12 protein-coding genes, 2 tRNA genes and 1 riboswitch are annotated in these 13,270 nt (G+C 33.6%); all 14 genes read right to left on the reverse strand.

All coding sequences use genetic code 11. From position 1 onward, the window contains the following. Positions 1-200: 200 nt before the first annotated feature. Positions 201-289 (reverse strand) — tRNA-Ser (locus N5B56_RS12525). Between the two features lie 35 nt (positions 290-324). After that, positions 325-410 (reverse strand) — tRNA-Ser (locus N5B56_RS12530). Between the two features lie 162 nt (positions 411-572). After that, entirely contained in the window at positions 573-1,259 is a 687-nt protein-coding gene (ispD, locus tag N5B56_RS12535; protein ID WP_022089637.1) for a 2-C-methyl-D-erythritol 4-phosphate cytidylyltransferase, read from the reverse strand. A 134-nt stretch (positions 1,260-1,393) separates the two neighbouring features. Further along, positions 1,394-2,413, reverse strand: a complete 1,020-nt coding sequence (tsaD, locus tag N5B56_RS12540; RefSeq protein ID WP_022089638.1) for a tRNA (adenosine(37)-N6)-threonylcarbamoyltransferase complex transferase subunit TsaD — start codon at positions 2,411-2,413, stop codon at positions 1,394-1,396. Between the two features lie 12 nt (positions 2,414-2,425). Further along, the gene (locus N5B56_RS12545) at positions 2,426-3,337 is read right to left on the reverse strand and encodes a ribonuclease Z (RefSeq protein ID WP_022089639.1); all 912 of its coding nucleotides are present in this window, start codon (positions 3,335-3,337) and stop codon (positions 2,426-2,428) included. Between the two features lie 111 nt (positions 3,338-3,448). Next, on the reverse strand, positions 3,449-3,715 hold the full coding sequence (locus tag N5B56_RS12550) for a hypothetical protein (protein ID WP_117910453.1): 267 nt from the start codon (positions 3,713-3,715) through the stop codon (positions 3,449-3,451). A gap of 94 nt (positions 3,716-3,809) precedes the next feature. Beyond that, the gene (gene rimI / locus N5B56_RS12555; protein WP_117910380.1) at positions 3,810-4,247 is read right to left on the reverse strand and encodes a ribosomal protein S18-alanine N-acetyltransferase; all 438 of its coding nucleotides are present in this window, start codon (positions 4,245-4,247) and stop codon (positions 3,810-3,812) included. Positions 4,248-4,280: 33 nt separating this feature from the next. Next, positions 4,281-5,009: a tRNA (adenosine(37)-N6)-threonylcarbamoyltransferase complex dimerization subunit type 1 TsaB gene (tsaB, locus tag N5B56_RS12560; protein WP_117910381.1), complete on the reverse strand. Its 729-nt coding sequence runs from the start codon at positions 5,007-5,009 to the stop codon at positions 4,281-4,283. Between the two features lie 2 nt (positions 5,010-5,011). Next, a complete protein-coding gene (gene tsaE, locus N5B56_RS12565; protein ID WP_117910382.1) occupies positions 5,012-5,431 on the reverse strand; it encodes a tRNA (adenosine(37)-N6)-threonylcarbamoyltransferase complex ATPase subunit type 1 TsaE in 420 nt (139 codons plus the stop codon). 198 nt (positions 5,432-5,629) lie between these two features. Continuing rightward, complete coding sequence (locus N5B56_RS12570) at positions 5,630-6,226, reverse strand: ECF transporter S component (protein ID WP_117910383.1); 597 nt, start codon at positions 6,224-6,226, stop codon at positions 5,630-5,632. Between the two features lie 110 nt (positions 6,227-6,336). Then, positions 6,337-6,467, reverse strand: a riboswitch (FMN riboswitch). A 59-nt stretch (positions 6,468-6,526) separates the two neighbouring features. After that, positions 6,527-7,855: an aspartate kinase gene (locus N5B56_RS12575; RefSeq protein WP_022089645.1), complete on the reverse strand. Its 1,329-nt coding sequence runs from the start codon at positions 7,853-7,855 to the stop codon at positions 6,527-6,529. 136 nt (positions 7,856-7,991) lie between these two features. Then, entirely contained in the window at positions 7,992-9,197 is a 1,206-nt protein-coding gene (locus N5B56_RS12580) for a homoserine dehydrogenase (protein WP_022089646.1), read from the reverse strand. Between the two features lie 125 nt (positions 9,198-9,322). Next, on the reverse strand, positions 9,323-10,435 hold the full coding sequence (gene prfB, locus N5B56_RS12585; RefSeq protein WP_117910384.1) for a peptide chain release factor 2: 1,113 nt from the start codon (positions 10,433-10,435) through the stop codon (positions 9,323-9,325). A 193-nt stretch (positions 10,436-10,628) separates the two neighbouring features. Further along, positions 10,629-13,199, reverse strand: a complete 2,571-nt coding sequence (secA, locus tag N5B56_RS12590) for a preprotein translocase subunit SecA (protein WP_117910385.1) — start codon at positions 13,197-13,199, stop codon at positions 10,629-10,631. Between the last annotated feature and the right edge of the window lie 71 nt (positions 13,200-13,270).

The raw sequence follows: 13,270 nt of genomic DNA on the forward strand, positions 1-13,270 counted from the left end.
CTTCCATCAATTACTGTTGTTTTGGAATTCATCATTTCTGATGACGTTCACTGAAAATCTTTTATTCATTTTCAGGGATGGTTGCTGTTCAATTATCAATGTTCTTGTTTTGCTTGTTGTCAACTTGTTTTGTCGACTTAAATAATCAATCACACTTTCTTTTGTTTGTCAATGTCTTTTTTTATCTGAGAAGTTTCAAACGGAGAAGGAGGGATTTGAACCCTCGCGCCGCTATTAACGACCTACTCCCTTTCCAGGGGAGCCCCTTCAGCCACTTGGGTACTTCTCCAAGCAACAGCTTACAGGTGATTCATTATTTAAAAACGGAGAAGGTGGGATTCGAACCCACGGTCCCTTTCGGAATCACCGGTTTTCAAGACCGGCTCCTTAAACCACTCGGACACCTCTCCAGTTGTTTGCTTCGTTCCGTTTCCGTAACGCGCTCAATTATAATATCATTGTTGTTTACATATGTCAACAATATTTTTCAACTTTTTTTATTTTTTTATTTTTCGTGAAGTGAAAAATTTATTTCCACTTCATCTTATTTATTTTTAACAATTTCTAATCATTTAGACATGCTTATTTTGCATTAGGCACTCGCATAGTATTATATCTTCTGGTGTTGTTATTTTTATATTATCATATGCACCTTCTACAAAATGAACTTTAGCATTCCCATATTTTTCTACTACCATTGCATCGTCTGTAATTAATGCATTGTCACTTCTTTCTATATTCTCATAAGCCTCTCTTATTAATTTATCTTCGAACGCCTGTGGTGTTTGTGTTATCCAAATTTGATTCCTAGGTGGAGTATCTATTACAATTCCTTTTTCATCAACTATTTTGATAGTATCTTTTACCGGTACTCCCGCTACGCATGCTTTGTATTTTATCGCTCCATTAATACAATTATCAATTATTTGCTGATTTATTAAAGGTCTTGCGCCATCATGAATCAGAACATAATCGCATTTTGTTTCTTTTAATCCATTATATACAGAATTGTACCTTTCTTTTCCCCCTTCAATTATACTTGATACTTTTGTTAAATTGTATTTTTTTATTATATTTTTGCAATAATCTACATCCTCTTTAGATGTTACCAATATTATTTCATCTACCATGCTCTTCTGAAAAGCATTTAAAGCAAACCATATCACTGGTTTGCCTTTTATTGTCATAAACTGTTTTTTTGTTTTGCTTTTCATTCTACTTCCACTACCTGCAGCAAGAACAATAGCGTTTACTTTCATATTTTTCTCCTAATATCAATGGTTTTAATTTTTCTACTATAATTAACTGTGCACACTAAATACAAATATGATTATAACTATTACTGTTATATATAGTCTTGTTACACAATTAATTTTATTTTTTTAAAATCAAACTATCTTTCACCTAATTTCAAGTTAGGTATTGCATTTAAATCCCATCCATCTCTTTTTCCATTTATGTATTCGTAGTATGCAGCTGATCCAATCATAACCGCATTATCAGTGCACAAAATTGGTGACGGATGATAAAATTCTATATTTTCTTCTTTACATTTTTGCTCAAAAGCTGCTCTAATAGCTGTATTTGATGCCACTCCACCTGCGATAGCCAATTTATTCATGCCACTTTCTTTAACAGCCATCATTGCATGTGTCAACAATGTATCTACTACTGCATTTTGAAACGATGCTGCTATGTCTGCCGGTACTATTTTCTCTTTCTTCATTTCCGCCATATTAATCTGATTTAATACTGATGATTTTAAGCCACTAAAGCTAAAATCATAGGCGTTATCTGTTATTTTTGCCCTAGGGAACTCATAGGCATGAGGATTTCCCTCTTTTGATATTTTATCAATTTTAGGTCCACCCGGATATCCTAAACCGATTGCTCTTGCCACTTTATCAAAAGCTTCTCCTGCTGCATCGTCTCTGGTTTTCCCTAAAATTGTATATTTACCATAATCTTCTACTTTTACAAGGTGTGTATGTCCTCCTGAAACAACCAGACAAATAAATGGTGGTTCTAACTCTTTATTTTCTACGTAATTTGCACAAATATGTCCTTCTATATGATGTACTCCAACAAGAGGGATATTTTTTGCAAAACTAATAGCTTTTGCTTCAGCCACTCCAACTAACAGTGCTCCAACTAATCCGGGGCCATATGTTACACCTATAGCATCAATATCATCTAATGTGCTTCCTGCCTTTTCTAAGGCCTCCTCAATAACATAATTAATATTCTCAATATGTTTTCTGGAGGCAATTTCAGGCACAACTCCACCATATAGTGTATGAAGATCTATTTGAGATGAAATTACATTTGACAATGCTTCTCTTCCATTCACAACAACTGCTGCCGCTGTTTCATCACAAGAACTTTCTATAGCTAATATCTTTACTTCTTTCACTTTTATACCTCGTTATTCTTCTTCAAATTTCAAATCGACTGACATTCCATCCTTGCCTGCTTTAGCATTCGGGAATATTTTTGTGACTGTATCCATGTAAAGCTGTGGTTTTACAAGTGACGGACTATAGTGAGTAAGCCACATTTCATTCGGATTTGCTTCTTTTGCAATAGTAGCTGCTTCCTTAAAAGTCATATGCTTATATTCTCTAGCTTTTGCTTCTTTATCAGGTTCTCCATACATGCCTTCGCAAATAAACAAATCGGCTCCTGTTGCTGCTTCAACAATCGCTTGAACAGGTCTTGTATCAGTTGTATAAGTAACCTTAAGACCCTTTCTTCTTTCACCCATAACCATATCCGGAGTATATTTTTTATCTTCATAAATTATTGTTTTTCCTTTTTGGAGCAATCCCCAACATTTAACGGGTAAATTAAGTTCTTTTGCTTTTTCTGGATTAAATCTTCCTTTTCTGTCTATTTCAATTGAATATCCAAAACATGTTACATTATGCTTTACCTTAAACGCGTTGATTTTGTATTCTCCAATATCAATTATTTGTCTGTCGCCGCTTAATTCAATAAAATTAATTTCAAATGGCAATTCTTGAGCTATCATTCTCAAAGCCTTAACAACTTTTTCAAGACCTCTTGGTCCTATCATAGTTAACGGTTCTGTTCTTTCTGCATTTCCCATAGTCAGCAACAATCCCGGCAATCCACTTATATGATCTGCGTGAAAATGTGTTATGCAAATAACATCTATAGGTTTAAACGACCAGCCTTTTTGCTTAATAGCTACCTGTGTGCCTTCTCCACAGTCTATCAATATATTACTTCCATTATATCTGCACATTAAAGCTGTAAGCCATCTTCTTGGAAGCGGCATCATTCCTCCTGTGCCTAACAAACATACATCCAGCATAAATTTCTCCACTTTCTATAAAAGAATTTTTTTAATAATTCTTTTAATACTCTTGTTAACTCTATGTTGTATAATAGCACAAAGACTTTTTTATGAAAAGGATGTAATTTTTTATACCTGTTCTAACGTATAGTAATCATCCTCTACTGAAATATATTCTGTAACGTCAACCGGATATTTAAATAACGTAGTTATCGAATCATAACATTCTTCACATAAATCCATTGTATGCATCTGTAAATCCTTATTAGAAAAATAACCCCATTTCCCCTGTAATCTAATTATTCCTTCCGTAACTATTCCATTTGTCATCTGCATTTTCTTTCCACATTTATGACAAAAAATTTCATATTTACCTTTGCTATTCATCTTTTTCATATTTTTAATCCTTTCTTTTGATGCAATCATCATATTATTTTTTTCGACAAAAAAATAGTGGAAACCTTTGGCATTCCACTATCTAGAAGTATATTTATATCTTTAATAGCATTATAATTGCATCTTCTACCGGATGTTTATAGTATTTTTTTCGTTTTGTAATACTTTGAAATCCAATTTTTTTATATAAAAATATTGCGGCTTCATTACTTTCTCTAACTTCAAGCATTATTTCCTTAATTTGTTCACTTTTAGCATCTTTAATAGCCTCTTTTAGCAACTGCTTAGCCACACCTTTTTTTCTCTTATCTTTTTTTACAGCTACATTCGTAATATCAGCGGAATTCATAACCTTATAAACGCCACAATATCCTATAACCCCTTCTTCCTCTATAGCGACATAAAATGCAGTATTATCTAATTCTAGCGAATCTTTAAATGCTTTTTGTGACCACGGAACAGAAAATATGCTCTCTTCAATCTCCGCTACCTGGGCTATATGCTTTTCGCTCATCTTTTCTATTTTTACCATATTACCCTTATCCTTTATCTCTATAAAACCAAATTATGAAAACTGTTTTATTTTTTCTTCCTTCTTTTGCTTTTCAAGCATTTCCCTTTCAGCCTGTGAAAGTCTCAAATAATCAGGTCTATGTTCACTAGCCTCCTCAATTTTTCCATTTTTATAATATATTTGTGCCAAAGCTGCAAGTGACGATGCTCTTTGTCTGCTCATATGGCATGGGGCATATAAATGCTCAGTTTTCATTTTTTCATCTATAATTTCTCTATATGCAGGCACTCCATCTCCCAAGAACATTACTGTTTTTCCTATCTTATCTAGCTCATCAATCAAATCCTCTACAGAAATTGCGCACTGTTCTTTTAATATTTTCATATGTGTCTGTTCAAAGTAATATATTCCAGTGTATACCTGTTGACGTCTTGCATCCATAATCGGACAAATAATATAATTGCTGGAATAAAAATTATATGCCATAGCATCAATTGTCGGTACATTTATTATCGGCTTATTAAGTGCTAATCCAAATCCTTTTGCTGTAGCGCTTCCTATACGTAGTCCGGTAAACGAACCCGGTCCTCCTGTTATTGCTATAGCGTCTATAGTTTCCATGTCCAATTCTATCATTTTGCTAATTTCATCTATCATTGGCAACAATGTCTGTGAATGTGTCTTTTTAAAATTTATTGTATATTCTGCCGTTAATATATCATCTGTTACTACTGCAACTGATGCCACTAAGGAAGAACTGTCTATTGCTAATATTCTCATCTTTATTCCACCGTTATCTTTCTATAATCTAATCCTTTTTCTAAATTCTTTTCTATCAAAACTGTTGATGCATTGTCAGGAATCAGTTCACTTATGAGTTTCGACCATTCTATCAGACATACTCCTTCTCCAAAGAAATAATCCTCATATCCTAATTCATACATTTCCTCAGGGTCACCAATTCTATATACATCAAAATGATACAACGGAATCCTGCCTTCTTCATATATTTGTACAATTGTAAAAGTTGGACTATTTACGCATTCTTTTATGCCAAGTCCGCTTGCAAATCCCTGTGTAAAAACAGTCTTTCCAACACCTAAATCACCATTTAGGCAAATTATTTGTCCTGCTTTCGCAGATTGTCCTAACTTTCTCCCAATCTCAAAAGTTTCATCAGGCGAATTTGTTTCATATATCATAAATTTTATTCCTCTTTTCTTTTATGGCAAAACATATTGTAATGCCAGAGTCAAAAGGTCTAAGCCCATATGAGCTTTTCCTACACAACAAAAACATTTGCATAACAAACAGCAAATATTTGTCAAAACAAAAAGATATTGTTTATAATCACCACATAATTATAAACAATATCTTTTTACATTTCAATTTATTTATTTCTAGAGTTTTTTTATAAATGTGCTTATTTTCTTATATAATATTCCTGTTACAATTCCAACTATTATTCCTTTAAATACATTAAATGGTGCTACTGCAACCCAAACAAAGCTCCATTTATCTTTAATTATCGGATTTACTTTTGCTCCTTCTTCTATAATTGCTTCTAACGGCATAAACTTTTCATAAAACGGTAGCATTACATAATAATTAAGAATTGCGCCTGCAACTGCCATTAACACAATACCAACTACTATCCCTATGAATGCTCCCTTTTTAGATTTCTTAAATTTATATATTATTCCCGCCGGAACAACAAGGCAACATCCTATGCAAAAATTTGCCAATTCTCCAACATAACCTGTTGTTGTCCCTTTAAGTAATATTTTAAGCACAATCTTTATAGCTTCCATAATTATTCCTGATACAGGTCCCATAATAAATGTTCCTATCAAAATAGGTATCTCACTAAAATCAAGCTTATAAAAAGACGGCGCTATAAACACTACCGGAATTTCTATAAGGACCATGAGTATTGCAGCAATAGCCGCGAAAATAGCCATCAACGCTAAATTTTTTGTTGTAAATAATTTTTTCATTTAATTTTACTTCCTTTCTGAAAATTAATATATTATTTATACAGAGCAAAGAAAAAAAGCACCTGGTTCAGGTGCTTTTCATGAGATTATTAATATCATAATTATTAATCTTATTACTTCTCTCATCCAGACTTTACTGTCGGCTATGGAATCACACCATATCATGCCTTTCGGCTCGCTGGCTTATATGCATTGCATAAATACAGCCGGTAGGGAATTTCACCCTGCCCTGAAGAATTATATTTAATATACGGTTAAAAATATTATTAACACGGTTTTATTCCGCATCATATACTCTATTTACTGGTTAATGCCAATGAATCTCTTGTAGATTGCCTTTATTGCTACTTCAAAATCTTCTTCTTCAACACCAACGATAATGTTAAGTTCTGAAGAACCCTGGTCAATCATCTTAATATTTACTCTTGCATCAGCTAATGCTGAGAATAAAATTGCTGCAGTTCCTCTTGCACTCTTCATTCCTCTACCAACTACTGCTATAAGTGCAAGATTGCTTTCGATATAAATCTGATCAGGATGTACTCTGCTCTTAATCTCGTCAATAATAGCTGTTTCCTTGCCTGCTAATGCTTCAGTTGCAATTACAACGCTCATTGTATCTACACCTGATGGCATATGTTCAAAACTTACATTACTCTTTTCTAATGCACGTAATACATTTTTACCAAATCCGATTTCGCTATTCATCTTATCTTTTTCTATATTAATTACAGACATGCCTTTCTTACCTGCAATACCCGTAATAATATGATCGCAATGTTCAGCTGACTCAGAAACAATCATTGTTCCTCTATCTTCCGGCTGATTTGTATTTTTGATGTTTACAGGAATACCTGCTGCTCTAACAGGGAATATAGCATCTTCATGCAATACTGTTGCTCCCATATATGCTAATTCACGTAATTCTCTATATGTGATAGTCTTGATAGGTTCCGGATTATTAACTATTCTAGGATCACAAATAAGACATCCGCTAACATCTGTCCAGTTTTCGTATAATTTAGCTTTAGTTGCTCTAGCAACTATTGATCCTGTTACATCAGAACCACCTCTTGAAAATGTCTTTATTGTTCCATTTGGCATAGATCCATAAAATCCAGGTATTACTGCCTTGTTTGTCTTAGCAAGCTTTGGTGCCAATTTTGCTTCTGTCTTAGTCCAGTCAAAATTACCCTGATCATCAAAGAAGATATATTTTCCTGCATCGATAAAATCAAATCCTAAATATTTTGCTAATACTTTACTGTTGAGATATTCTCCACGGCTTGCAGCGTAATCACGGCCTGCCATATGAGCAAATGCGCCTTTAATTATCTCAAAATCTTCATCAAGGCTAAAATCTTTTAATCCTAAGTCTGCAATAATATTGTTATATCTGTCTTTAATCATCTGAAAATATTCGTCAAAATTTTCGCTTTCAGATGCTAATTCATAGCACTTATATAACATATCTGTAACTTTAACATCTTCAATAAATCTTTTTCCAGGTGCAGATGCAACTACAAATCTTCTTTCCGGATCAGACAATATTATGTCTGCAACCTTTTTAAACTGTTTTGCATCAGCAAGTGAACTTCCACCAAATTTAACAACCTTTGTTTCTTCCATTTTCTTTCAATCCTCTCACACCGAATTACGGCCTTTATATTATATATGTTTTTTTATTATAAATTGCTATCAATTATTATTTACATAAACATTAATCTGTTAATGCAAATTTAACTTAATTTAATATCCCTTAATATTATTCTTCAATTCTTATTCTTGTAATAATATTCTCTAATTTTTCTGATGCAGCCTTAAATTCATCTTCTGACATCGGTCTTGTAACAAAACCAATTTCATTTTCAATTCCTGCATCTATGTATGTTACATTTTCAAACGCTTCTTCAATCTTATCTTTTTCATCACCTTCAACACGAACAAAGAAAGACTTTCTTGATTTGCCAAATTCTAATAATTCTAACTTTTCTTTATCCCATATAACTGTCACAGGAATATTCAAATGTCTTACAGCATCTACAACGTCTGATACAACTGCACTTGCTGTTGGAAGTTTTCCTGCGCCACTACCGATAAATACTAAATCACCAACCATGTTTCCTCTTACTAAGATTCCATTTACAACGCCTTCAACGTTAAACAATGGATGACTTGGTGATAATAATCTTGGTGTTACAGATGCAACTATTCCGTTTGCCTCTTTTTTACATTTTCCTAATAACTTTATAGATTTTCCCATAGCTGCCGCATATTTAAAATCTATATCTGTAATATTTGTTATTCCTTCTGTATATACATCTTCAAAATCAACTGATTTGCCATAAGCAAGTGATGCTAATATTGCTATCTTTCTAACTGCGTCAAATCCTTCTATATCTGCTGACGGATTACGTTCTGCATATCCTAATTCCTGTGCCTGTGCTAATACTGTCTGGAAATCTGCACCTTCTTTATCCATTTTTGTAAGGATATAATTTGTAGTTCCATTTAAGATACCTGCAATCTCACAAATTTCATCTGCTGTAATATGCTGATTTAATGGTCTTATAATAGGTATTCCACCTCCAACACTTGCTTCAAACAAGAAGTTTCTGTTGTGGTCTTTTGCAATCTGAATTAACTCTGCGCCATATTTAGCTACTAATTCTTTATTTGATGTACAAACACTCTTGCCTGCTAAAAGTGATTTTTTCACAAAATCGTAAGCTGGTTTTAATCCGCCCATAACTTCAATAACAATTTCAACTTCATCATCTTCCAAAATAGTATTAAAATCATGAACCAATACTGATTCACATGGGTCACCAGGGAAATCTCTAAGGTCTAAAACATATTTTACGTTTATCTCCTGTCCTGCTTTTTCCCCAATCAATTTTTTGTTTGTATCTAAAATTTCAAACACTCCGGAGCCTACTGTTCCGTATCCTAAAATTGCTACATTAATCATTATCTCTTCCTCGCTTGTTTCATTATCATTGCTTATTTGCATAACAAATTTATGTATACACTTTCAAAATTTTAACATAGTTAATTTTATACTGCAACTTATTTTTCGTTACTTTGCATACTAATTTATTTTCCCTGTATACTATTTTGCTTTAAATATGCATTTATAAACTGGTCTATATTGCCATCTAAAACACTACTTACATTCCCTGTTTCTTCATTTGTCCTATGGTCTTTTACCATAGTATACGGTTGCATTACATATGATCTTATCTGACTTCCCCAGCCTATTTCTTTTATTTCTCCTCTGATTCCTGATTTCTTTTCCTGTTCTTCCTGCTGTTTTAAAAGATACAATTTAGCTTTGAGCATTTTCATTGCTTTATCTTTATTTTGCAACTGTGAACGTTCATTCTGACATTGAACTACTATGCCTGTTGGTAAATGAGTAATTCTTATTGCCGATGAGGTTTTGTTAATGTGCTGTCCACCTGCTCCACTTGAACGATATGTATCTATTCTGATATCATCATCATTAATTTCAACATCTAAGTCTTCTTCTATATCAGGCATTACATCACATGAAGCAAATGAAGTCTGTCTTTTTCCTGCTGCATTAAAAGGAGATATTCTTACAAGTCTATGAACACCTCTCTCTGATTTTAAATACCCATATGCATTTTCTCCATTAATCTGCACAGTTATGGATTTTATTCCCGCTTCTTCACCCTCTAGAAAATCTAAAACCTGAGTTGTAAATCCTTTACTTTCAGCCCAACGCGTATACATTCTATACAACATACTTGTCCAATCACAGGATTCTGTTCCACCTGCCCCTGCATTTAACTTTAATATTGCATTATATTTATCATATTCACCTGACAAAAGAGTTTTTATCTTTACTTCATCCACTTTAGAAGCAAATTCATCCATTGAACTTTTCGCCTCTTCAGCAATTTCTGCATCTTCACTCTCTTCTCCCATTTCTATTAAGACTAAAATGTCATCATACAAACTCTTTAAATTATTATATGTTTCTATTGAATCCTTTAAATTTTTGAGCTCTTTCATATATTTTTGTGCTTTGTCCATATCATCCCAAAAGTCCGGAGCTTCCATTGTTCTTTCTAGCTCAATGATTCTTTCTTCTTTATTTTGCAAATCCAAAGCATCTTTTATTTCGTCTAATTCTTTTTCATATGGAGTCAATCGATATTTTATTTCATCTAATTCTATCATCACTCTCTCCTATAATATGTATTGCCCCCTCCCTTCGGTCAGTGGCTATTCGTTGGAAACATTTATAGGAAAAAATGAACTTCGTTCATTTTTTTCTCCTATATTTTTAACAGATATAATTTACTGTTTCAATTTATTGCTTTACTTTCTGTTAACACTAGGAAAGGACAGGTATTGTCCTGTCCTCTTCCTCTTAATGTGTTCTTCCACAGCAATGTTTATATTTCTTACCAGATCCACATGGACAAGGATCATTTGGATATACCTTAGCAACATCTCTGTGCTTTGGCTTTTTAACTCCTTCATCATCCTTATTTGTTCCGGTAACCTGAGCAACTTCTTCTCGCTCAACTTTTTGTTCTACCTGAAGATGCATTAACATTTTTATTGTTTCAAATCTGATATTAAGAATCATATTTTCAAACATTTCGTAACCCTGCATCTTATATTCTACAACAGGATCTTTCTGTCCATAAGCCATAAGGCCTATTCCCTGTTTTAACTGATCCATATCATCGATATGATCCATCCATTTTCTATCAATAACCTTTAGAAGAACAATTCTTTCAATTTCTCTTATCTGTTCGGGTTCAGGGAATTCTGCTTCTTTATCTTCATATAATTTAACTGCTGCCGCCTTAAGTGTCTGCTTAAATTCAGCCTTTGATAAATTAAGGATTTCATCCTTTGTCAATAAAAGCTTTATTGGCATAATTTCAAGAATACTCTGATTCAATCCAGCAAGATCCCATTCAGATGATGGCTGATTATCTCCAATGTAAGTATCAACTTCATTTTCAACTACATCTGTAATCATCTTAACAATGGCATCTCTCATATTATCGCCGTTAAGAACTTTTTCTCTTTCTGAGTAAATAATTTCTCGCTGTTCATTATTTACTTTATCAAATTCTAATAAGTTCTTTCTAATACCAAAGTTATTTCCTTCAATCTTCTTCTGAGCTCTTTCGATTGTTTTGCTTAATGACTTATGCTGAATTTCTTCATTCTCAGGAACTCCTAATGCATTAAACACAGACATAAGTCTTTCTGAACCGAACAATCTCATTATATCATCTTCCAATGAGATGTAGAATTTAGATTCACCCGGATCTCCCTGACGTCCTGAACGACCTCTTAACTGGTTATCAATACGTCTTGATTCATGTCTTTCTGTTCCAAGTACCTTTAATCCACCTGCTGCTCTTGCTTCATCATCAAGTTTAATATCTGTACCTCTACCTGCCATATTTGTAGCAATGGTAACCGCACCGTGACGTCCTGCTTCTGCTACGATTTCAGCTTCTAATTCATGATACTTAGCATTTAAAACTTTATGAGGAATTCCCTCCTTCTTTAATAATGCACTTATTTCTTCAGATGCATCTATGTTAATTGTACCAACCAATACAGGCTGTCCCTTAGCATAGGATTTCTTTATTTCTTCTATAACTGCATGTAATTTTTCTTTCTTTGTTTTAAATACAGCATCATCATGATCAATTCTTGCTACAGGTCTGTTTGTAGGTATTGCTACAACATCCATGCTGTAAATATCTCTAAATTCTTTTTCTTCTGTAAGGGCTGTACCTGTCATACCGGCTTTCTTATCATATTTGTTGAAGAAATTCTGGAATGTAATAGTTGCAAGTGTCTTACTTTCTCTCTTAACTTTTACATGCTCCTTAGCTTCAATCGCCTGATGCAATCCGTCTGAATAACGACGGCCCGGCATAATACGTCCTGTAAATTCATCTACAATGAGAATTTCATCATCTTTTACAACATAATCCTGATCTTTAAACATAAGATTATGCGCTCTTAATGCTAAAATCATATTGTGCTGCAATTCAAGATTCTCTGCATCAGCATAATTGTCAATATGGAAGAATTTTTCAACCTTCTCAATACCCTGAGCAGTTAATGTTACAATCTTGTCCTTTTCGTTTACAAGGAAGTCGCCATCTTCTTCAATGTCAACACCCATAATAGCGTCCATCTTACTTAATTCAGGGCTTGCTGTACCTCTTTCCATCTGTCTGGCAAGAATATCACAAGCTTCGTACAACTTAGTAGACTTACCGCTCTGACCTGAAATAATCAAAGGTGTTCTTGCTTCATCAATTAAAACAGAGTCAACTTCATCGATGATACAATAATGTAATCCTCTCTGTACAAGCTGTTCCTTGTAAACGACCATGTTATCTCTTAAGTAATCAAATCCTAATTCATTATTTGTTATATATGTAATATCACAATCATATGCTGCCTTCTTAGCATCATGATCCATATCAGCAGTAACACATGCAACAGTTAAACCTAAGAATCTGTGAACCTGTCCCATCCATTCAGCATCACGGTTTGCAAGATATTCATTTACTGTAACAATATGAACTCCTTTTCCTTCCAAAGCATTCAAATATGCCGGAAGTAAACATGTCTGTGTCTTACCTTCACCTGTTTTCATTTCTGCAATTCTACCCTGATGAAGAATAATGCCACCTAAAAGCTGAACTCTATAGTGTTCTGTATTAAGAACTCTTCTCGCAGCTTCCCTTACTACCGCAAATGCTTCCGGAAGTAAATCATCCAAAGTCTCTCCTTTTGATAATCTATCCTTGAATTCTGTCGTTTTATCTTTAAGCTGTTCATCCGACAATTCCATCATAGCCGGTCTGTAGCTTTCAATCTTATCTAGCGTATGCTGATTTCTTTTAATCTCTCTGTCACTATAAGTGCCAAATACTTTACTAAATGCGCTCATTATATACTCCCAATTATGTATTTCTATGATAATAACGTTTCAATAACCTTATAATCACACTAGCATATTGT

It is taken from the genome of Eubacterium album, assembly GCF_025336545.1.
Taxonomy (GTDB): Bacteria; Bacillota; Clostridia; order Lachnospirales; family Lachnospiraceae; genus Eubacterium_U; species Eubacterium_U album.

Coding starts and splice junctions, on each gene's coding strand:
- ispD (WP_022089637.1), bottom strand. CDS start 1,259: ATGAAAGTAAACGCTATTGTTCTTGCTGCAGGTAGTGGAAGTAGAATG.
- N5B56_RS12545 (WP_022089639.1), bottom strand. CDS start 3,337: ATGCTGGATGTATGTTTGTTAGGCACAGGAGGAATGATGCCGCTTCCA.
- N5B56_RS12550 (WP_117910453.1), bottom strand. CDS start 3,715: ATGAAAAAGATGAATAGCAAAGGTAAATATGAAATTTTTTGTCATAAA.
- rimI (WP_117910380.1), bottom strand. CDS start 4,247: ATGGTAAAAATAGAAAAGATGAGCGAAAAGCATATAGCCCAGGTAGCG.
- tsaB (WP_117910381.1), bottom strand. CDS start 5,009: ATGAGAATATTAGCAATAGACAGTTCTTCCTTAGTGGCATCAGTTGCA.
- tsaE (WP_117910382.1), bottom strand. CDS start 5,431: ATGATATATGAAACAAATTCGCCTGATGAAACTTTTGAGATTGGGAGA.
- N5B56_RS12570 (WP_117910383.1), bottom strand. CDS start 6,226: ATGAAAAAATTATTTACAACAAAAAATTTAGCGTTGATGGCTATTTTC.
- N5B56_RS12575 (WP_022089645.1), bottom strand. CDS start 7,855: ATGGAAGAAACAAAGGTTGTTAAATTTGGTGGAAGTTCACTTGCTGAT.
- N5B56_RS12580 (WP_022089646.1), bottom strand. CDS start 9,197: ATGATTAATGTAGCAATTTTAGGATACGGAACAGTAGGCTCCGGAGTG.
- prfB (WP_117910384.1), bottom strand. CDS start 10,435: ATGATAGAATTAGATGAAATAAAATATCGATTGACTCCATATGAAAAA.
- secA (WP_117910385.1), bottom strand. CDS start 13,199: ATGAGCGCATTTAGTAAAGTATTTGGCACTTATAGTGACAGAGAGATT.